General features: G+C 38.7%; 21 protein-coding genes and 1 pseudogene. 2 read left to right on the forward strand and 20 right to left on the reverse strand.

Annotated elements, in window-relative coordinates; translation table 11 throughout:
• Window positions 1-12: 12 nt before the first annotated feature.
• The 20 genes and pseudogenes from AAC851_RS02175 to AAC851_RS02270 form a co-directional block, all read right to left on the reverse strand.
• Complete coding sequence (locus tag AAC851_RS02175) at window positions 13-609, reverse strand: 6-pyruvoyl trahydropterin synthase family protein (RefSeq protein ID WP_017394547.1); 597 nt, start codon at window positions 607-609, stop codon at window positions 13-15.
• Window positions 610-694: 85 nt separating this feature from the next.
• The gene (gene gspK / locus AAC851_RS02180) at window positions 695-1672 is read right to left on the reverse strand and encodes a type II secretion system minor pseudopilin GspK (RefSeq protein ID WP_005080465.1); all 978 of its coding nucleotides are present in this window, start codon (window positions 1670-1672) and stop codon (window positions 695-697) included.
• Window position 1673: 1 nt separating this feature from the next.
• On the reverse strand, window positions 1674-2453 hold the full coding sequence (gene gspJ / locus AAC851_RS02185) for a type II secretion system minor pseudopilin GspJ (RefSeq protein ID WP_340600426.1): 780 nt from the start codon (window positions 2451-2453) through the stop codon (window positions 1674-1676).
• Window positions 2454-2458: 5 nt separating this feature from the next.
• Window positions 2459-2881 (reverse strand): annotated as a pseudogene (gene gspI / locus AAC851_RS02190) (type II secretion system minor pseudopilin GspI); the annotation flags it as partial.
• 64 nt (window positions 2882-2945) lie between these two features.
• Entirely contained in the window at window positions 2946-3557 is a 612-nt protein-coding gene (locus AAC851_RS02195; RefSeq protein WP_340600427.1) for a prepilin-type N-terminal cleavage/methylation domain-containing protein, read from the reverse strand.
• Between the two features lie 14 nt (window positions 3558-3571).
• The gene (locus AAC851_RS02200) at window positions 3572-4177 is read right to left on the reverse strand and encodes a TetR/AcrR family transcriptional regulator (protein WP_017394545.1); all 606 of its coding nucleotides are present in this window, start codon (window positions 4175-4177) and stop codon (window positions 3572-3574) included.
• Between the two features lie 41 nt (window positions 4178-4218).
• Window positions 4219-4992 (reverse strand): TatD family hydrolase, encoded by a 774-nt coding sequence (locus AAC851_RS02205; RefSeq protein ID WP_340600428.1) that lies wholly within the window; start codon window positions 4990-4992, stop codon window positions 4219-4221.
• 20 nt (window positions 4993-5012) lie between these two features.
• Window positions 5013-5357: a PilZ domain-containing protein gene (locus tag AAC851_RS02210; protein WP_340600429.1), complete on the reverse strand. Its 345-nt coding sequence runs from the start codon at window positions 5355-5357 to the stop codon at window positions 5013-5015.
• Window positions 5358-5679: 322 nt separating this feature from the next.
• The gene (locus tag AAC851_RS02215) at window positions 5680-5988 is read right to left on the reverse strand and encodes a hypothetical protein (RefSeq protein WP_340600430.1); all 309 of its coding nucleotides are present in this window, start codon (window positions 5986-5988) and stop codon (window positions 5680-5682) included.
• 143 nt (window positions 5989-6131) lie between these two features.
• Window positions 6132-7115 carry a DNA polymerase III subunit delta' gene (locus tag AAC851_RS02220; RefSeq protein ID WP_445290548.1) on the reverse strand — a complete coding sequence of 328 codons (984 nt, stop codon included), beginning with the start codon at window positions 7113-7115 and terminating at the stop codon, window positions 6132-6134.
• A gap of 1 nt (window position 7116) precedes the next feature.
• Window positions 7117-7878 carry a 3-deoxy-manno-octulosonate cytidylyltransferase gene (gene kdsB / locus AAC851_RS02225; RefSeq protein ID WP_005080453.1) on the reverse strand — a complete coding sequence of 254 codons (762 nt, stop codon included), beginning with the start codon at window positions 7876-7878 and terminating at the stop codon, window positions 7117-7119.
• Window positions 7879-7887: 9 nt separating this feature from the next.
• Entirely contained in the window at window positions 7888-8895 is a 1008-nt protein-coding gene (gene lpxK, locus AAC851_RS02230) for a tetraacyldisaccharide 4'-kinase (RefSeq protein WP_340600431.1), read from the reverse strand.
• A 2-nt stretch (window positions 8896-8897) separates the two neighbouring features.
• Window positions 8898-10625: a lipid A export permease/ATP-binding protein MsbA gene (msbA, locus tag AAC851_RS02235; protein ID WP_005090356.1), complete on the reverse strand. Its 1728-nt coding sequence runs from the start codon at window positions 10623-10625 to the stop codon at window positions 8898-8900.
• Window positions 10622-11050 carry an ExbD/TolR family protein gene (locus AAC851_RS02240; RefSeq protein WP_005080448.1) on the reverse strand — a complete coding sequence of 143 codons (429 nt, stop codon included), beginning with the start codon at window positions 11048-11050 and terminating at the stop codon, window positions 10622-10624. The genes msbA and AAC851_RS02240 overlap by 4 nt, the downstream gene beginning before the upstream one ends.
• A 14-nt stretch (window positions 11051-11064) precedes the next feature.
• Entirely contained in the window at window positions 11065-11694 is a 630-nt protein-coding gene (locus tag AAC851_RS02245; protein ID WP_340600432.1) for a MotA/TolQ/ExbB proton channel family protein, read from the reverse strand.
• A 58-nt stretch (window positions 11695-11752) separates the two neighbouring features.
• Window positions 11753-12640 carry a ParB/RepB/Spo0J family partition protein gene (locus AAC851_RS02250; RefSeq protein WP_005080444.1) on the reverse strand — a complete coding sequence of 296 codons (888 nt, stop codon included), beginning with the start codon at window positions 12638-12640 and terminating at the stop codon, window positions 11753-11755.
• Window positions 12637-13419: a ParA family protein gene (locus AAC851_RS02255; RefSeq protein WP_004639316.1), complete on the reverse strand. Its 783-nt coding sequence runs from the start codon at window positions 13417-13419 to the stop codon at window positions 12637-12639. The genes AAC851_RS02250 and AAC851_RS02255 overlap by 4 nt, the downstream gene beginning before the upstream one ends.
• Before the next feature lie 18 nt (window positions 13420-13437).
• Window positions 13438-14073: a 16S rRNA (guanine(527)-N(7))-methyltransferase RsmG gene (rsmG, locus tag AAC851_RS02260; RefSeq protein ID WP_004639317.1), complete on the reverse strand. Its 636-nt coding sequence runs from the start codon at window positions 14071-14073 to the stop codon at window positions 13438-13440.
• Between the two features lie 152 nt (window positions 14074-14225).
• The gene (gene murU / locus AAC851_RS02265) at window positions 14226-14915 is read right to left on the reverse strand and encodes an N-acetylmuramate alpha-1-phosphate uridylyltransferase MurU (protein ID WP_005090351.1); all 690 of its coding nucleotides are present in this window, start codon (window positions 14913-14915) and stop codon (window positions 14226-14228) included.
• Entirely contained in the window at window positions 14915-15928 is a 1014-nt protein-coding gene (locus AAC851_RS02270) for an aminoglycoside phosphotransferase family protein (protein ID WP_325771451.1), read from the reverse strand. Before AAC851_RS02270 ends, murU begins: the two co-directional genes overlap by 1 nt.
• Before the next feature lie 118 nt (window positions 15929-16046).
• On the opposite strand from AAC851_RS02270, the gene AAC851_RS02275 reads away from it, so the two are divergent.
• Window positions 16047-18515 carry an LPS-assembly protein LptD gene (locus AAC851_RS02275; protein WP_340600433.1) on the forward strand — a complete coding sequence of 823 codons (2469 nt, stop codon included), beginning with the start codon at window positions 16047-16049 and terminating at the stop codon, window positions 18513-18515.
• A complete protein-coding gene (locus AAC851_RS02280; RefSeq protein ID WP_340600434.1) occupies window positions 18515-19828 on the forward strand; it encodes a peptidylprolyl isomerase in 1314 nt (437 codons plus the stop codon). Before AAC851_RS02275 ends, AAC851_RS02280 begins: the two co-directional genes overlap by 1 nt.
• Window positions 19829-19860 lie beyond the last annotated feature (32 nt).

Below are 19860 nucleotides of genomic sequence, written 5' to 3' on the forward strand. Positions count from 1 at the left end.
GAAATGTACAGATTAAATATTAACTTGTAATTCTACATTTGGGTTTTGAAATTTTAACCCTTGTTTCAAGTTTTTATACAGATTTGGATCACTCCATTCAGCTTGAACTTGCTCGGAAAAAATAATTTGCTCCAAGCTCAATGCACCCATTTGCTCATTATCAATATCTTCTTGAAAACTTTGTGCATAACCCGTATCTGTTTCGTGAACAATGACCGAGTAAACTTCAACATCACCCTCACCGTTTTGAGTAATTGTTGAATTCAACACTTGTTGAGCGAGATAGAAGAAAATACGAGAAAACTGCTCTGCTGAAGGCGAAACAGGCAATGCGATCCATCGTGCACTAAACGTTTTACATGCATCAATATAAGCTGGATCATCTTTTTGCCAATAGCAAATTGCATGATCAAAGCTATCAAACAGCTCTTTAATCACGCCTTTCAACAAGCCAAAATCATAAACCATTTGCCCATGATCCAGCTTCGATGCTTTTAGCAGCAACTCAACTTTATAGCTATGACCATGAATAGAACGCTTACAGCGATCTGATGTACAGTTCCGTACAATATGAGCGTTTTCAAACTTAAATAATTTACGAATTAACATGCACCAAGCGAATCTTTTCTGCAAACGAAGTTTATTATAAAACAAAAAAACAAGCATTGGGATCGAATTTAAAATTTGTGACTATTCAATTATTCAATCCATGGCCCGTACGAAAAGGTGCTAAACTTCGAGCGTAAACCGTAACCTGCTTATCTTTCCTATATATAGCACTGGTAAATTGACGTTTTCGCTCACTCAAAACAACCTCAATCAACGCTGTAAAGTAATCTGATTTAGTATCCAACCACGCCGCTGCATCCGTTTTATTCTGTTCTTCTATCCCAGAAAATGCATTTATTTTCCATAAATCATCAAGACTAGAAAAATACGTTAAATTTGCCTGTTTTGCTTTTAATTCTTGATCAACCGTATTTACGTCAACTCTAGGATCAATACTCGCAAGCAACAATGCTGGTGCTGTATTGATATTCACTTTTGTTGGTTCAGGTAAGGCAGAAATATAGTTTTTGATTAAGTCATAATTCTTTCCTTCAAAGCCGCGGACTAATTTTAACTCTTCAATACTGTGAAATTTGGTATTTGGTGTTAAATAAGCTGGCTCTAAACCTTGATAATAATTACTTTCAGCCCCCATAGCACCTGTTGGCTCATCATCACTATCCTGCCAGTCAATTACCGCTTGACTTAATTCTGCTGGCAATCCAACGCGTTGCAACAATCTCTCAAACCATCGGCGAGCAGAATCATCAACACTACCGTCACTTTTAAGTAAATTATTGAGATTAAACTTTCCAGACTCATCAACTAAACGACCCGAAACATATCCATCCTCTACAGGAAATGCAGGCATTGGTTTCGCCCAACTTTCTTGTAAATGATCAATATTTTTGCCACTTTCATTATCCTGAATCAATAACTCAGCAAAAAATGCCTCCGCACTTTTCGCATAGAGCAAAGATTGATTCTGTCGCATTAAATAGCCTGTATTTTCAGCACTATTACTTTGGCGTTTTGCAATTGTTGCGGCGAGAATTGTTGCTAAAGCAACCATAACAAGGATAGTCAATAAAGCAACGCCATGTTGTGATCTTATATTTCTCATATCATTGACTATCCTGACTACGATCGATCAGACGATAGATCCACTCATAATCTGTACCAGCAACAGTCAATTGAATTTTCAATCCTAATGGTAGCTTTCTTAATTCAGCCGTGTTTTCTGGATCTACATTATTTTCAGGCCACTGCATTAACTCCTGTGGATTGAAAACTGATACTTTAAAGCGCTCAACATTATCCAACAATACACTTGACATCGGCTGCACACGATTTGGAATATTTAGATTTGTGTATTTCAATCGATATAGTCTTTTTTGAGACTCATCAAAACGATATTCGATGCGCTCGTATGGCGACAGCCCTTGCTTAAGCGGATCAGAAACACCAGCTTTACTGAACATAAAAACCTGATCATTAAGTACCAATGCAGCTTGCAATTGCCTTCCATCATTTGCTGTTAAAGGGATGATCTGCAAACTATCTCGCAAGATCTGCTGATAAGCGTCTTGTAATGCAAACAAATTCACTTCATGTTCAGCATTTCGATCTTTCACTTTTAACAAATAATCAAATACTTTCCAACCTAACATAGAAAGAACTGCAAAAATTGCAATTGCAACCAGCAACTCAACCAACGTAAATCCTGAGCGAGGATTAACAAAGTGAAACTTTGTCCGAGCGCAAGATGACGAACTATGTTCGGAGTGATCACGATTAAGCCGAGCACTGCTCGACCGCTCCGCAAGACGAAAAGCTAGGCTTTGAGTGTGAGGATTAACAAAGTGAAACTTTGAGATTTGCATATTATTGTTTTTATTATTCATATGATTTAACTTTCAGTCTGATGATTGAAAAACACTAGATGACCAACACCCGCTTCAACTTTGTCTTGATCAACGTTAAATAAACTCACTTGTAATTCGATCCGCTGAACTTTGGGGCTAATCGTTGCTTGTGCTTTTTTATCAATTTGCCATGTTTCACCTTGTGAAGTGATTTGTTTGGATTGGGTTCCATCCAACCACTCTTTGTTAATCTCCATCATTGCAACCTCATTCATTGCAACAAATTGAGCCTTAGTACGTAAAATTGCATTTGAGGTTGCTTGCGTATATTGCATGGCTATTTTTGTTAGCGCGATTGCAGCCACTGCAAAAATTGCCAAAGCCACCATCACTTCAAGCAGGGTAAATCCTGAGACACGATTAAATCGAGCAACGCTCGGTCGTGTCGCAAGATCGAAAGCTATGCTTGAGATGCGAGGTTTCTGTTCTTTCACAAGACAAGAAGCATTTTCTGGAAGACCTGATAAAGACTTAATTTTCATTAACCTTCCCCAAGTGATCCAATTCTAATTCATGTCCAATCGGCTGTTGAGCATAGTAAAATTGGATTCGAACAGGTCTCACTTCACCATTTCCAAACCAAATTAACTGTGGTGCTTGGCCACCCAATAAATCATCATTCTGCGCACGAGGGTAATTTTCATTATTTAAACTTTGCACACTAAATGAGACATTACTTGGTAATTGACGAGGTTTAAATTCTGTATATGGTTGCCATATACGATCTGCTTGTCGCACTCGCTCAAAGCTCTGATCATGATATTCGAACAAACTATAACTTAAGGGCGCGACATCTGTAGCATTTTGTACATTCAGAGCAAATACCTTGGCTTGATCTGTTGACTCTTTATTGATTTTCTTTAAATCAAGAATAAACATTTCTCTTGCTTGCATTGCTCGACGTTGGTCAACTCCACCAATATTCAGTACAACCAATGATGTCATAGTCGTCATAATAACGATGACAACCATAATCTCAATCAACGTAAATCCTGAGGAGCGATTAAGTCGAGCACTGCTCGGCCGCTCCGCAATACAAGAAGCTTTAGCACTTTTTTCTCGACTAAAAGATTGATAGCTCATCGTTGCTGATCAACTTATGCACTGTATTCAGGAAGTTTCGGCATCGCTAATGCCTGTTCGATATAAGCGACTCGCAATGTATCTCTTGATCCAAGATAACGTTGATAGAAACTCGAATTTAGTATCACGGCAGCTCCATAAGTTAAAGACCAAATAGAAGCAAGATAGTCACGCGTGGTCATTGTGCTATTTATATCAGCTAAATAACTTTCCGTCATACGAATAATAATCCGCAAACGCTGACGTCGAATTTTATAAAGCTCGCTAAATAACAGTTGAATACCTTGAGCCGTTGTCGATAGGCGCTCTTCAATTTGATGAAATAAAGCGGTACGTTCAGGGTGATGTAAATGATGTAACATGAAAAAAGCTAAATGCTCAGGAAATCCCTTCTCCGTATCTTGAATCATCTCAAGCAACATTCTTTCGTTGCGAATAATCAGCAACATATATAATTCATCTTTGCTTTGAAAGTGCTTATATAAAGTACCTTTTGCTAGATCCAATTCTGCCGCTAAGGCATCAAGGGTCATGCCCGCTTCACCATTTTCTAATAGGAGTTGCTCAGCGATTTGAAAAATTAATACTTCTCTTGCCCTAAATTGAGCTTGACGATCCATTTTCACGTGATAACTCTCTTTCCTAATACAACATAAACCGTTTATTTAAATTTCAAAAGATTTTCAAAATTTTGAGTCGTAATCAGACCCATTTCTTCAACTGATTTATGATATACATCTGCCAGAGCTTTGGCTACATAAGGAACGTATTTAGGTTCGTTGGTTTTACCACGATAAGGTACAGGAGCCAAATAAGGACTGTCTGTTTCGATAAGCACTCGATCAATCGGTACTTGCTTTGCAACGTCACGAAGATCTTGAGCATTTTTAAAAGAAATAATGCCTGAGAAAGAAATATAGTATCCACAATCTAGAACAGCTTTTGCAGTTTCCCAATCTTCAGTAAAACAATGCAAAATCCCATGGGTTGATTGTTCCGCACGAATAATATCGACGGTATCATATTTGGCCGAACGTGTATGCACAACTACAGGTTTTTTTACTATTTTTGATGCTTGAATATGGCGTGCAAAACACCGCTTTTGCTCTGCGATGAAATCTTGGCTGTGATAGTAATCTAAGCCCGTTTCACCTAATGCCCAAACCTTATCAGACTGCGCCAATTCAACTAAATAATCCGTTGTAGCGCGCGCCATGATATGTTCATCCTCACAAGGATGTATTCCTACTGTATATCCAACATCATCATGACGAGCAGCTATTTCAGCCAATTTCACATGATCATCAAGATCAACTGAAATTCCCATAAACTTTGAAACACCAGCAATTCGAGCTTGTGCTAATGCTTGATCTAAATCTCCATCATAAGGACTGAGATCCAACATGGTTAAATGACAATGTGTATCAACGAACACGCTTTCTTCCTACTCTTTATTTACATCGTATAACTTGGTCGTTCTAAAGCTTTTGAGCCTGCCAATATTCTTTCTGCTTCGTTCTTGTAATACACGCCTTTTTCTCCAACCAACTGGATCGCAAAGCCTTGTGGTTTAAAATGTGTTTGCTTATGTGAAATCCAAATCACTTTACCTGTAAGCGGAATCTTTTGCGCCTGCTCTGGTAAGGTTGCTAAAATAAATACTTCTTGTCCCATAGAAACTGCTTGTTTAGTCGGAACAAATAGTCCACCGCCCACCACAAAAGGCATATAACTTGATTGTAAAGTCGCTTTATCTGGAATATTGACCTGTATAATCCCACCCATCATTTGCTGCCGCATAACATTCCCCTGTTAAATCGCTAAATCACCAAAGTTTATGATCTTGATAACGCCTAGACATATAGAAAACACTATATATTTTTGTCGTCGTTTCTTTGGTTTACCGTCAAATTTAAAAATCTAAAGTTAATTTATCAATTGATTATAGAAAACAATATTCAAAACAACAAACTCTGTTTCAACGAAATGACAAGAAAAACTAAAAGATGATCCATTTATAGATAGCTTTAGTGCAAATAAGCTAAAATTTTCATAGATCAGAAAATAAAAAAACCATTCTTCTATTTTCAAAAAGAATGGTTTTTATGAGATGGATTTAAATTTACTTTTGTGTGCATTTATAATCAAAGTTGAGTTTGATCACAGCCTGATTCGTATGTCGTGTTACAACAGCGACTTGTTTTGCGCCAGCTTCAATCTGTAGTTTTCCACTGAACTGATATGCACCCTCGTTTTGTTTAGGATGGTTATATGAATAGCTATAAACACACTCATAAGATTGTGCCCCAAGATTCGAAGCATTGATCAAAATCGAAGAACCATTAATATTTGATTCAAACTTCGGCTCTGCCATAGCAATTACAGGCAGAGTGTAAAGTGATAACAAAACAGCAAATAGTCTTATTTTCATCACTATATACCTTATTTTTTAATATTATTGTGAAGTAACTCACATTTTATATATTTTTAATTAGGATGACAGAACAAGAAACAATTTAAATACAATCTTTACATAAAACGCCTAAAGCAATTTAAAGCAGGATGGTTTTAAAACTAAATATTCATAAGTTGCATAAAAAGCTCATCCATAACTAATTGCGTTTGTACGTTCTGCGCAACCATCAACTTTTTTTGCTGTAAATCACTATAGATACTGAACAAAGCATCAAGCTCATAATGTTTTTCTAGTTCTTGAAAATCTAAATCAATATTTCTTAAAGGTTGTTTCAACTTAAAAGCAATCAAATCCCCTAATAAATATTCAAACATAGTCATGAATTCTGAAAAATTTAACTCTTTAGACCACTTATTAACATAATTTAAAGGCATATTTTTTTCAGCAACCAATTTCAGCCAATCAGCGACAAAAAAAGATCTTTTTTGTAGCCAATCACTTTTTTCAATTTCAATTGCTGTCAACGGCATATCATTCGCCAGATTAAGTAGCAATGAAATCTGATTTGGCATAACTTGTGGTATTTGTTGTTGTATATATTTCTCAGCCTCTTGTTGATCCAATCGATCCAAAGCGAAATGCTGTAACCGACTACGAATTGTTGCTGGCAATTTCAAATAATGATCAGCAAGCAGAATCAAAACAACTTTTTCACCTGGTTCTTCTAAAGTCTTTAGTAATGCATTTGCAGAAGCAATATTCAGTGCTTCTGCTGGTTCAATCACAACAACACGCCAACCCTCACCCGTTTGTTGAACAAATGGCAATAAATCACGTATTTTTTCTATTTTAATCTTTGCATTTTGCTTTTTATTATCTTCATCCGTTGTGATATGTACATAGTTTGGATGAGTATCAGATTTTAACCATTGGCAACTCGAACACTCACCGCAAGCAGCTTGAGCTTGTTTATTCAAACATAATATCCAAGCAACGAAACGCGCTGTGAACTCATTTTTGGCACATCCTTTTTTGCCATAAAACAATAAGCCATGTCCAACTTCAGGAAACCTAGAACTGAGTAACTCCCATGTTTGCTGATGCCATGGATAGATCATCGTTGCTTGCGTATCTTCAATCATATTACTCAAACGCACTTATTGGCATTGCATTAAGTCGATCCAAATCTACTTGTGTATCCACACCTGGTGGAAGATTAGCTTGAGCTACAGCAATCGCAATGCGATGACCATTCTCTAAAACACGCAACTGTTCTAAGCTCTCCAGAACTTCCAATTTACCTTGTGGCCATGTTACATACTCTTGTAATAATTTAACTCGATATGCATACAGACCTAGATGGCGATAGGCTTGACTATGTAGCTTAACCTCATCTTGTTTAGCACCATCACGATCATAAGGAATCGTTGCTCGGCTAAAATAAAGCGCTTCATTTCGATTCGACATCACAACTTTAACAATACTATCGCGTTGGAACTCATCTAAATGAATAATTGGCTCACACAAAGTTGACATTGAACATTGAGGATTATCCACAAGCAATTGTGCCACTTGTTTAACAAGTAGCGCCGGAAGTAAAGGTTCATCGCCTTGAACATTCACAATAATATCGTCTTCCGCCCATCCTTTGATACGTGCAACCTCACTTAAACGATCTGTACCAGATGGATGATCAGCGCTCGTCAAAACCACATCCACGTCTTCAGCACGACATACCTCAGCAATACGAGGATCGTCAGTTGCTACACATAGATCATCAAAACCACCGACCTTTCTAGCCTGATCGACTACTCGTAGAATCATTGGACGACCATGAATCAACAAAAGTGGTTTCGCAGGTAAACGTGAGCTGGCAAAACGCGCAGGTATAACAATATGTTTCATGGTCTTTCTCTAAGAAAACTGAATACCAACTTGTTGCAATTGTTGCTTTAACAAGTCGTAGCAATCTGATGATAAAACAGCCTTGACGGGTACAACCCAAATAGGTGTATTAAACTCTGGATGCTGTTCCAATAGTTGTTTAAATTTTACCGCATCTTTTTCAGTGGTAATAATGGCATCATCTGAATCAAACATTAAATCTATAATTTCGTAATCATGATGATCAGGAAACTCATGCGCTTGAAAATGATGAACACCCAAATCTTTCAACGTTTGATAAAAGCGCTGTGGAAAACCAATCCCCACAACCGCATTAAAATATTGATTTGGATCAAACCAATCCGCCTGGAGATCCGAGTTCAGTAAATATGGGTCACCAAGACCTAAATGCATATTTAGCTTAGAATCAGCATTTTTAGTATGTTGAATCACAGTACTGTTTTGCAATCTCGATTTGGGTTCGCGCAAATAGCCCTCTGGCAATAATTTTTCATTACCTAAACCACGATTTTGATCTAAAACGATCCATTCAATTTGACGTGCTAAAGCCCAATGCTGCAAACCATCATCACTAATAACCAAATCCAGCTGAGCTGTTTTTAATAGCAACTCAATAGAAGCTTGACGATTAGGACCAACAGCCATAGGTACCTGAGTTGATTGAACAATCAAACAAGGTTCATCACCTACTTTTGAAGGTGTAGCATATTGCTCAACAATTGCTGGAAAAGGTCCTTGACCGCCATACCCTCGACTAATCACACCAACTCGCACACCATGTCGCTGCAAATACTTAACCAACTCAATCAAGAGCGGTGTTTTACCACTACCACCCACGGTAATATTACCAATCACCATCACTGGTATAGGAGCCTTGTATACTTTCTTCAAACCTAAAGTATACAAAGCTTGATTTAAGCAAAAGCCGAATCGATAGAGCCATGACAATGGACGCAAAACAATTAACCATGAGGCTTGTTGGTTCCAAGCATCTTGTATGCGTTGCGCCATCGACATACTTATTCTTCCTCAAAGTTACGTTGATGAAGTTGATAGTACATCCCGTGTTTTGCTAACAACTCAGCATGAGTTCCTTGCTCTATGATTTGTCCTTTATCCATGACAACGATCAAATCAGCATTCTCAACAGTTGAAAGGCGGTGTGCGATTACAATTGTTGTTCTACCTTGCATCGCCTCATCAAACGCACGCTGAATAAAATATTCAGACTCATTATCCAAAGCACTGGTCGCTTCATCTAAAATTAAAATTGGTGAGTCCTTTAGTATCGCACGTGCAATCGCGATACGTTGACGCTGGCCACCTGAAAGGCTTAAACCCTGCGCCCCTAGAACCGTGTCATAACCTTGCGGTAATGCCATAATAAATTCATGTGCATAAGCTGCTTTCGCGGCAGCAATCACCTGTTCATCACTCGCATTTTGTAATTGACCGTAAGCAATATTATCGCGTACCGAACGGTTAAACAGTACTACCTGTTGATTAACCATTGCGATTTGAGATCGTAGTGATAAAAGCTCTATTTGATCAATTGCTATATTATCCAAATAGATTTCACCACTACTCAACTCTTGGAATCGCGGCAACATATTCACTAACGACGTTTTACCTGCGCCCGAACGACCCACTAATGCAATCGTTTGCCCTGCTTTTATATCCAATGAGAAATCTTTAATCGCATGAGTACCATCAGAGTACTGAAGATTAGCGCGCTCAAAGCGAATACTGCCTTTGAGTGCAGGTTTTAATTGCCCCTTATTTTCTTCTTCTGGTAAATCTAGTAACTCAAAAACTGAATGTGCAGCTGCTAAACCACGTTGTAATTTCTCATTGATATCAGTTAAGTTTTTGATTGGCTTTGAAATCAAACCTGCTGCCGTAATATAAGCAACAAATTCACCTGCAGATGTGTCACCTAACACCTGTGGGCGTAATGCTAACCAAAGAATGACCGCCATCGCACAGGATAAAATCAACTGTACTACTGGGCTATTGATATTCTGAACAATTACCATTTTTAAACCGCGACGTAAATTTTCTTCAGACGATTTATAAAAACGTTGTTGTTCAAAAGCTTCACCAGTGAAACTTTTCACTACAGAATTACCATTAATAGTTTCTTGAACCACATGGTTTACATCACCCATGGTGTTTTGCACTTGAATAGAAAGTTTGCGCATGCGTTTTGCTGCAACTCTCACCAAGACCCCAATCACAGGCATGAATACAAGAATACAGAGTGTTAAACGCCAATTGGTATAGAAGAGATAGCTTAACAATCCAATAACGATCAAACCGTCTTTTACTAAAGTCTGCAATGAGTCCGATGAAGCTGCAGTCAACTGCTCCACGTTATACATCAATTTAGCACTGATATAACCGACACTATTATCAAGATAATATTGGGCAGGCAATCTAAGTAGTTTTGCGTACACTTCTTGGCGGATACTGAATACTAATCGACGAGAAATAACTGCCGAAAAGTATCCACCTAGAAATAAGCCTACACCACGAAAGAACATGAGTAATACGATTAAGGCAGGAAACCAATTTAGGTTTTCTCGGCTACCTTCTTGAATGGCATCAATAATGTATTTAAGCAACTTTGCAACAGAGACCTCTGTTGCGGCATTGATACTAAAACCAATCAATACAAATAAGGCGATACCCCAATAAGATTTTAAATAAGCTAGTAGACGAAAATAGACCTTAAAATCCTGACTCACTCAGTGAAACCTCTTGTTGGAACTTTAGTGCTAATGTTGACATTGACAAAACCGAGCTGACCAGCCACATCCATCACACGAATAACATCTTGATGTGCAGCATTGGCATCAGCAGCAATCACGAACATAAAATCACGACGATCTTGTGCAATCTGTTTGATCGCTGTGCTTAGATCAGCAACTTCCTTACTTGCCATCGCTTGACCGTTCACAGAATAATGCCCTTTTGAGTCTACCATTATTTCAATTTTGTGATCGAATTGTTTCGGTGGTACACCCTGAGCATCAGGCAACGTCAAGTTTATGCGACTTTGCTGACTAAAGGTGGTAGAAAGTAGTAGAAACACCAAAATAAACAACATACAGTCGATCATAGGTGTCAAATTTATATGAATATCATCAACTTGAGCTCGTTTAAATTTCATCATCACACCTACGTTCAACTGGCGCGACGATGTTCTTGAACATGTGGGATCTTTTTATGGAAAAGCGTCGCATGAAACAATGTTGACTGCTGTTCTAACTCAGCCACGTACTCATGAACGACTCGCTGAAAATAACGGTAAGCAATCATTGCTGGAATTGCAATCAACATCCCCACAGCTGTAGTAATCAAAGCCGTAGAAATTCCTGGCATCATCATACTTGCATTACCAGCCGACCCAACATCAACCACCAAGAACGCCTCAATAATCCCAAGAACAGTACCCAGCAGTCCAAGTAGTGGTGCAATTGCTCCTAAAGTACCTAAAAAATTTATGTTTTTTTCAAGATGGGTTATTTCTTCTGAAGCAGTAGCTTCCATTTGAGCACGAGCAAACTGCTCCCCCTGATCCTGATGATCATATCCAGCCTTTAGAATTCGTCCCAAAGCACTATGATTTATTTCAGGCTGTTCAAGAGTCGAGATAACATTCTCTACATCGGCACCTTTAACCAACAATGCTTGCGGTAAAACTTGTGAGCGTTTAAGACGAATATAACGCTCGATAATAATTGCAACCGTAAAAATTGATGAGAGAATAAGCGGCAGCATCAACCAGCCGCCTGCTTTCACAAGTTCCCACATATCATTCCCCAATAATATTTAAAAAATTATAAAAGGATGGTTTCTCAATGTTATAAGTTCAGTTAGGTAAACAAATATTTAAAATCCCATCCAACTCATCCAATGAGTGATAATGAATGACCATTTTCCCTTTACCTTTTTGATTATGATCAATTTTCACATTTGCACCAAAACGCTCTGACAGCTTTTGGGTCAATTGTTCAATATCTGGAGAAATTTGTACTTTCTCCTTTTCAGGCTTTGGTTCATTCCACTCACGTACTAACTGTTCAGTTTGACGTACCGATAAACTCTTTTCAATAACGATCTTTGCCACGTCCATTTGATCTTTTGCTTTTAAGCTCAAAATCGCACGTGCATGCCCCATATCGATTTGACCTTGCTGCATGAAATCTTTAATTGGATCAGCCAAACTTAATAGACGTAACAAATTACTTACTGTTGTTCGAGCTTTACCAACTGTCTCTGCAATTTCTTGATGACTTAATCCAAATTCATCGTGAAAACGTTGTAATGCAAGTGCCTGATCAATCGGATTTAAATCTTGGCGTTGAATATTCTCAATTAATGCTAATGCAATCGCTACCTGATCATTGAGTTCGCGAACAATTGCAGGAATTTCAGTTAGTCCCGCTAATTGTGCAGCACGCCAACGACGTTCACCCGCAATAATTTCATATGGAAACTGTTCATCATCTACAGGACGAATAACGATGGGTTGCATCACTCCATGCTTTTCAATTGATGATGCAAGCTCTTGTAAATCTTGTTCTTGAATAAAACGACGAGGCTGATATTCACCACGCTTTAATAAGTTCACATCAATTTGCTTGAGTTGACCATGATCCAAGGCTTGTGCTTCAAGTTGCAATTTCTCTTTCTGAATTGAACCTAATAGCGCATCTAAACCACGACCTTTAGCCAATCCGCGTTTTTTGATGCTCATACAGCACTTCCTTTTTTGACTTTACTTTTCTTCAACATTTCCGCGGCCAAATTCAAATAGGCAACCGCACCTTTTGAGCTCTTCTCAAAATAAATGACAGGCAAACCATGTGCAGGTGCTTCAGCCAATCGAATATTTCGGGGGATAACAGTTTCGTATAACTTCTTGCCAAAATATTGGTCTAATTCAGCAGATACATCACGTGTCAACGCATTACGAGCATCATACATGGTACGTAATACACCAACAATTTCCAAGTTTGGATTCAATGCTTTTTGTATACGATCAATTGTTTGGGTTAAGTCAGCCAATCCTTCCAAAGCATAATATTCACATTGCATTGGAATGATCACACCATTTACGGCAGCCAAAGCATTCACAGTGATCAGACTTAAACTCGGAGCACAATCCACAATAATATAGTCAAATGATGCATCAATTTCTTGCAGCGCGTTTTTTAGAATAAACTCACGACCATCCTGTTCGGCAATAGTAAGCTCAACGCCAGCAAGTTCACGGTTTGCTCCCAAGACCTTGTAACCGACTTCAGCTTTTTGTATTGCAGTCTCGATTGGTACCTCACCTAAAAGCACGTCTGCCACTGTATAAAGTAAATCATTTTTTTGAATGCCAGACCCCATCGTCGCATTCCCTTGGGAGTCCATATCGACTAACAAGACACGTTTTTTCAAGATCGCCAAAGAAGCAGCAAGATTTACCGCTGTCGTGGTTTTCCCTACACCACCTTTTTGGTTTGCAATTGCTATAATCTGAGCCATAACTACCCTTAATATTTTTTATTGAATACGTTGAAGTAACAGTAAATGACGTTGCTCATCTAATCTTGGCACACGAAGTTCAATGATTTTACAAGAATACTCATCCTTCATCTGCTCCACCTCATCCTCAGGAATGAGACCTTTCATCGCTGCAATAATGCTTTGATCATGCATATAAGGCTGTGCAGCATTCACAAAATCTGTCAGAGATGCAAAGGCACGACTTGTAATGACATCGAAATGACCGAGCTCAGATATACTATCTTCGCTTTCTACTCGTGTTTGCACTGCAATTACATTTTTGAGCTTTAAATCTGCAATAAATTGCTTCAAAAACCGAATCTTTTTCCCATTTGAATCTAGCAGTACACAGTCACGTTCTGGTTGACATAATGCAATGATCATGCCTGGCATGCCACCACCTGTGCCAACATCAAGTAAACGCCCAGCAGGTAAATCATTTAAGATACTCAAACTATCTAATAAATGTTTAACCAACATTTCTTTGGGTTCACGAATGGCTGTTAAATTATATGCCTTATTCCACAACACCAAAGCATCTTGATATTTCAACAAAAGTGTTAAGGCTTCTTCGCTTAGACTTAAACCTAAGGCTTGACTTCCTTGCTTTAATTCTTGAAAAAAAGGATGCATAACAGTGCGACATCTCGATAAATTTGCTGTGCAGTATACCTATTTCTGTCACAAGACACAGTAGGACTTGTTGAACGATTATGCAGTTAAGCATGAACAAACACGATAAACTGCACAAACTATTAAGTTTTTAATAGGGTTTGCTATTAACGCTAAGCAAACGCACCTTGTTGTATCTGTTGATCTAACTGCTGCAAACGCTCAGGAGTACCGACATCCACCCAAATTCCTTGCATTTTTTCAGCTGAAACCTGCTGTTCTAACATCGCTTCTTTCAATAATGGAGCCAATGGACGCTTACCACTCTCTAAGCCGATAAACATCTGAGGTGCTAACACCGCAACGCCACTATATGTTAGCGCTTCACCACATTGCTCTTGATCAAAAGTATAGGCCATATTGTTTGACAGAATAAAATCACCCTTTAAATGCTGTGGTGGATTATCAACCAAAACCAAATGTGCCTGTTTAGTCCCTAATTTAACATCCAGCAATGATGCGAAGTCCATTGTTGTCCAAACATCACCATTTACAAGAATGAATGGTTGATCACCAAGCAAAGGTAAAGCATTAATAATACCACCTGCTGTCTCTAAACCTTCCCCCTCGTGCGACCACAAAATATTTACGCCGAATTGAGTTCCATCACCTAAAGCAGCTACAAGCTTTTCACCCAGCCAAGCGGTATTGATTACAATCTCTTTTACACCGACTTTCTGCAATTTTTCAATATGCCAAACAATGAGCGGTTTCCCTCCCACTTCAAGCAAGGGCTTTGGTGTATGTAATGTAAGTGGTCGCATACGATTACCTAGACCAGCCGCCAGAATCATCGCTTTCATTAAGCAGCAACCTCGTATTCGCCATATTTCAATATGAACTTTGGCATAACCGTTTCACGTATAAAATGCATAAAGTCATTTAACTCATCATAACCTTGGCTTTCTTCAAGCAAATACCACATTACCCGTGGTAAATCCTTTAGATAGCCCGATTTACCATCACGCTCATATAAACGCACAAAGATGCCCAATATTTTTAAATGACGTTGAATCGCCATCAAATCAGCATCACGCTTGAATTGCTCAAAACTACGATCTACTTTCGCTGCGTCTGGCAACAACTCATAAAACACATTAAACCATTCGTGTACGCGCGCCGCATTCCATTGAACATAGGCATCACGTGTAATTGAAATTAGATCATAAGTATCTGCACCAATTACAGCATCTTGAAAATCAATGACACCCAGCTCTTGTTCATTATCAATTTTCATCAAATTACGACTATGAAAATCACGATGAACAATCACTTGCGGCTGACTTAAAGCTTCAATTGCAAGAAAATCGAATGCTTGTTCTATGGTTTCAAGCTGTTGCTCTGTTGGTTGAATTTTTAACGAAGGTAACATCCAATCGGTTAACAACCGCATTTCTGTCATTAATTTTTCATAAGAATAAACTGGCAACAACTCATGACCATTAATCTTTTGCAATTCGATTAGTTGTTTAAAACTCTGCGCATAATATTGATCCACTGTTGCATCATTGAGCAACGTCGATAGAACTACATCACCAAAATCCTCTAACAATAAAAAGCCATTTTCCAAATCTTTGGCAATAATATGCGGCACGCGCACACCATGCTGATCGAAAAACTCATCAATTGTCACGAATGGCGTACAATCTTCTTTTTCAGGAGGTGCATCCATAAGCATATATGTTTTGTTTTGTAAATTTATTCGCGCATAGCGGCGAAAGCTTGCATCCCCTGCTAAAAAGCTGATCTCAAATTGATCAGATTGTAGAGTGGCTTGCAACCAAGTTTGTATCAATTGTTCACGTTGTGTATTCATTTGCAATAAAATCTAAAACTAGCTGAGATTTTGAGAGCTTAAGTGTAGCCACTTATCAACTTTTTCTCTATGATGCGACAATAATTAATTGTGAATTAGCATACTGGTTAATGAGACAATGAAACATCAGTTTAAATTTAATCCTTTAGCAACAGCTATTTTGACACTCTTGTGTGGCGGCACGATTCAAACAGGTTTCGCGGCTTCCACCACGTCTCATGTCTCTACACTAGACAATGCTAAACTCAAGGCTATCGCCGAAAAAAATCAAGTAAAACCAGATCAGGAAAGTTATGCTGGCGAACATTTTTTTCAACAATATTATGTAGATAAAACCGCACCAGAAGCTCAACTGCGTAATAATCAGCATTTGAGTTCGTCCTTCTGTCAAGGTACATGGATTACTCCAATTAATCCTGCAACCAAGCCAGCTGATGCAAACAGCACTACGTCTGTTATCACAGCAGATTATGGTCACTACAACCCAAACGGTGATTCAATTTTACAAGGCAATGTGGTAATTGACCAAGAAGGTCGCACCATTCGTGCTGACCAAGTCACGATTGACTCCACACAAACTCATGCAAATGCTCAAGGTCGAGTTCAACTTGCTCAGTCTGGATTGCTCACCCAAAGTGACCAAATTAACTATAATCTAAAGACCCAAACAGGCGATTTAAATAACAGCTTCTATATTGCTGAGCAACAACATGCGCACGGGCAAGCGAATCAAATATTGCGGAAAAACGAAAATCTACTCGTTTTAAAGGATGCAAGCTATACAGCATGTCCTCCAGAGCAAAAACCGGCTTGGAAAATTCAAGCCAAAGAAATTGAACTCAATCAAGATACTGGTCGCGGCGTTACTCGCGGCACCAAGCTGTATTTCAAAAATGTACCCGTGATTGCCGTTCCTTATTTCAACTTCCCAATCGATGATCGCCGCACCACAGGGATGCTCAGTCCAAATTTTGGCTATAGTAGTGATGGTGGCGCACAACTGTCAGTACCCGTTTATCTCAATCTAGCCCCTAATTATGATCTTACGCTTACACCTAGCTTTATGAGTAACCGTGGTGCCAAGCTAGATGCTGAATATCGCTACATGACTGAAAACTTTGGTTCAGGTCAAATTTGGGGTGGATATATACAAAATGACAAAGAGTACAATAACAAAAATCGTTCCGATCTACATTTTATCCATAACTGGAGAATTGATGATCAATGGTCTACCAATCTAGAATACAATTACGCATCAGATAAAGAATATTTTTCTGACTTTAATAACAACCCCAACACAAGAACCGATTTAAACTTGCGCCGAGCATGGGAGCTTAATTATCGAAATGGCATCCCTGGTCTAAGAGCACAATTAAAAGTTGAAGATTTCCAAACACTTGATAAAGAAATCGATGACAAAGACAAACCTTATGCACGATTACCTCAATTCTTATTAAATTATGTCGCAGGTAACCCACAAGGATTACAGTATGAATTTAATAATGATACTGCGTATTTCAAAAAATCCATCAATGATGGATCTGCCTTAGAATCAAGTGGTACACGTATCTACAATCAATTTGCTGTACGATACAATCATATTACTCCATCATGGTTCTATGTTATTCCAGAGGCTTCCGTACGTAGTATCAATACATTCTACGATCAAGACTCTCAACAAGATCGTAGCTCTAATGATTTAGAAAAATCAGTTGTGGTACCTCAATTTACATTGGCTACAGGTTTAACTTTTGAAAAAGATGGTAAGTACTTACAAAGTATTTCTCCACGTGCTTTTTATGCTTATTCACCATATCGAAAACAGGATGATCATCCAAACTTTGATTCCACAACAGCATCGATCAATTACGATCAATTATTTAATCCATATCGCTTTTATGGACACGACCGTTTAGATGACAATAACTTCCTGTCACTAGGTGTAACTTATAGCCTCTTAGATACTGAAGGCTTAGAGCGAATCAAAGCCAGCGTTGGACAAAGTTATTATTTTAATGATCGTCGAGTCAGCCTCAACGAACAACTTGATGAATTTGATACACAACGACGCACTGGGCCTGTAGTCAATTTGACTAGCCAACTTAATCAAAACTTTACTATTAGCGCTAACTCTGCATGGATGTCGAATGGCGACAATGCGCAACGTGATTTTCAAGCATATTATACTGGCGATAAAGGCAATCTTTATAATGTTGGTTATTTTTACCGCAAAGATATCAAAGACCGACAAAATGCCTACGATCAAGTTGTTGCATCCTTTATACAACCCGTAAAAGATAATTGGCGTATTATGGGTCATGCTCAGTATGACCTTGACAATAACCTCATGCGTGAGTATTTATTGGGCGTAAATTACGAATCTTGCTGCTGGGCTGTTTCAGTATACGGTCGCTCTTACTATAACGATCTGGATGATCCAAACTCTCCTGATGTACGTAAGAAGAATGCCGTTATGGCCGAAGTTACGCTGAAAGGTTTAGGCGCTTTAAATACCAAACTATCTTCTCTGCTTGAGAATAGAGTTTTAGGTTTCAACAAAACTAATCAATCTTGGACACAACGTTAATGAAGATAAAACATTTTCAACATATCTTTAGAGCCACTGTTCTAGCAGCCCTAATTTCTTCATCAATGCATAGCTTTGCTCAACCTGCGGATGAGGTTGTCGCAATTGTAGATAGTAGTGTCATTCTTAAAAGCGACTTAGTACAAGGAATTGCTGAGGCTGAACACCAACTCAAGGCTCAAAATCAAACTGTCCCTCCAAAGCAATACTTACAAATGCAGGTTTTGGATCAACTGATTATTCGCCAAGCTCAATTAGAACAAGTAAAACGTTATGGCATCAAACCTGATGAAAATAGCTTAAATGCGGCGGTATTAAGAGTCGCCAATCAATCAGGTAGTAATTCATTATCCGCATTTCAACAAAAGTTAGATGCTATTGCACCAGGCACTTATGAAAATCTAAGAAACCGAATTGCAGAAGACCTTGCAATTGGTCGTCTTCGTCAACAACAAGTGATGTCACGTATTAAAATCAGTGATCACGATGTTGAAAACTTCCTAAAATCACCTGAAGGTCAAGCAGCTTTGGGAACACAAGTTCATGTTCTTCATATGCGTATTTCTGGTACGGACAATAATGAAGTACAAAAAGTTGCAGAAGAAGTCAGACGATCTCTTGCTACAAGTAACGATCCTAAGGCAATCAGCAGTAAATTATCGACAGAAACAGTAACAGTTGATGGCGCAGATATGGGATTCCGTACTTTATCTGAAATCCCAACCGAACTTGCTGCTCGCGTCACTCCACTACAAGTAGGACAAACCACTGGCTTAGTCAATGTTCGTGATGGAACGCATGTATTAAAATTACTTGAACGTAAACAGAATGATCAACGAGCACTTGTTCCACAATATAAAACACGTCACATTTTGATCCAAACATCTGAAGTTGTAAGCTCTGATCGCGCTAAACAAATGATTGATAGCCTATACAACCGAATTAAAGCAGGTGAAGACTTCGCAACTTTAGCAGCTACCTTCTCGAATGATCCAGGTTCTGCTCGTGATGGCGGCAACTTAGGCTGGGTCAATGCTGGTGTAATGGTGCCTGAGTTTGAAAAAGTAATGAAGGAAATACCTGTTGGCCAGCTCAGCGAACCATTCCAAAGTCAATTTGGTTGGCATATTTTAGAAGTAACAGATACACGCCAACAAGATATGACCAAAGAAGCGCAAGAACGTATGGCACGCCAAATCTTAGGTGAGCGTCAATTTGAAACGGAAGTAGATAGTTGGACTCGCGAACTACGCGCTAATGCCTACGTTGAAATCAAAGATGTAAATATGGACTCAAAAGCAGCGCAAAAATAATTTAACCAAAAAAAATAGCGGCAAATGCCGCT

The sequence above is a fragment of the Acinetobacter sp. HZNU-JH01 genome (assembly GCF_037996845.1).
GTDB lineage: Bacteria > Pseudomonadota > Gammaproteobacteria > Pseudomonadales > Moraxellaceae > Acinetobacter > Acinetobacter haemolyticus.

What these genes read in the sequence shown, in the direction of transcription:
- gspK (WP_005080465.1), bottom strand. Translation starts at nt 1,672, where the DNA reads ATGAGAAATATAAGATCACAACATGGCGTTGCTTTATTGACTATCCTT.
- AAC851_RS02245 (WP_340600432.1), bottom strand. Translation starts at nt 11,694, where the DNA reads ATGTGGGAACTTGTGAAAGCAGGCGGCTGGTTGATGCTGCCGCTTATT.
- AAC851_RS02240 (WP_005080448.1), bottom strand. Translation starts at nt 11,050, where the DNA reads ATGAAATTTAAACGAGCTCAAGTTGATGATATTCATATAAATTTGACA.
- murU (WP_005090351.1), bottom strand. Translation starts at nt 14,915, where the DNA reads ATGAAAGCGATGATTCTGGCGGCTGGTCTAGGTAATCGTATGCGACCA.
- AAC851_RS02275 (WP_340600433.1), top strand. Translation starts at nt 16,047, where the DNA reads ATGAAACATCAGTTTAAATTTAATCCTTTAGCAACAGCTATTTTGACA.
- lpxK (WP_340600431.1), bottom strand. Translation starts at nt 8,895, where the DNA reads ATGTCGATGGCGCAACGCATACAAGATGCTTGGAACCAACAAGCCTCA.
- AAC851_RS02250 (WP_005080444.1), bottom strand. Translation starts at nt 12,640, where the DNA reads ATGAGCATCAAAAAACGCGGATTGGCTAAAGGTCGTGGTTTAGATGCG.
- AAC851_RS02255 (WP_004639316.1), bottom strand. Translation starts at nt 13,419, where the DNA reads ATGGCTCAGATTATAGCAATTGCAAACCAAAAAGGTGGTGTAGGGAAA.
- AAC851_RS02215 (WP_340600430.1), bottom strand. Translation starts at nt 5,988, where the DNA reads ATGAAAATAAGACTATTTGCTGTTTTGTTATCACTTTACACTCTGCCT.
- AAC851_RS02270 (WP_325771451.1), bottom strand. Translation starts at nt 15,928, where the DNA reads ATGAATACACAACGTGAACAATTGATACAAACTTGGTTGCAAGCCACT.
- AAC851_RS02210 (WP_340600429.1), bottom strand. Translation starts at nt 5,357, where the DNA reads ATGCGGCAGCAAATGATGGGTGGGATTATACAGGTCAATATTCCAGAT.
- AAC851_RS02175 (WP_017394547.1), bottom strand. Translation starts at nt 609, where the DNA reads ATGTTAATTCGTAAATTATTTAAGTTTGAAAACGCTCATATTGTACGG.
- rsmG (WP_004639317.1), bottom strand. Translation starts at nt 14,073, where the DNA reads ATGCATCCTTTTTTTCAAGAATTAAAGCAAGGAAGTCAAGCCTTAGGT.
- AAC851_RS02280 (WP_340600434.1), top strand. Translation starts at nt 18,515, where the DNA reads ATGAAGATAAAACATTTTCAACATATCTTTAGAGCCACTGTTCTAGCA.
- AAC851_RS02220 (WP_445290548.1), bottom strand. Translation starts at nt 7,115, where the DNA reads ATGATTGAAGATACGCAAGCAACGATGATCTATCCATGGCATCAGCAA.
- AAC851_RS02195 (WP_340600427.1), bottom strand. Translation starts at nt 3,557, where the DNA reads ATGAGCTATCAATCTTTTAGTCGAGAAAAAAGTGCTAAAGCTTCTTGT.
- AAC851_RS02200 (WP_017394545.1), bottom strand. Translation starts at nt 4,177, where the DNA reads ATGGATCGTCAAGCTCAATTTAGGGCAAGAGAAGTATTAATTTTTCAA.
- kdsB (WP_005080453.1), bottom strand. Translation starts at nt 7,878, where the DNA reads ATGAAACATATTGTTATACCTGCGCGTTTTGCCAGCTCACGTTTACCT.
- gspJ (WP_340600426.1), bottom strand. Translation starts at nt 2,453, where the DNA reads ATGAATAATAAAAACAATAATATGCAAATCTCAAAGTTTCACTTTGTT.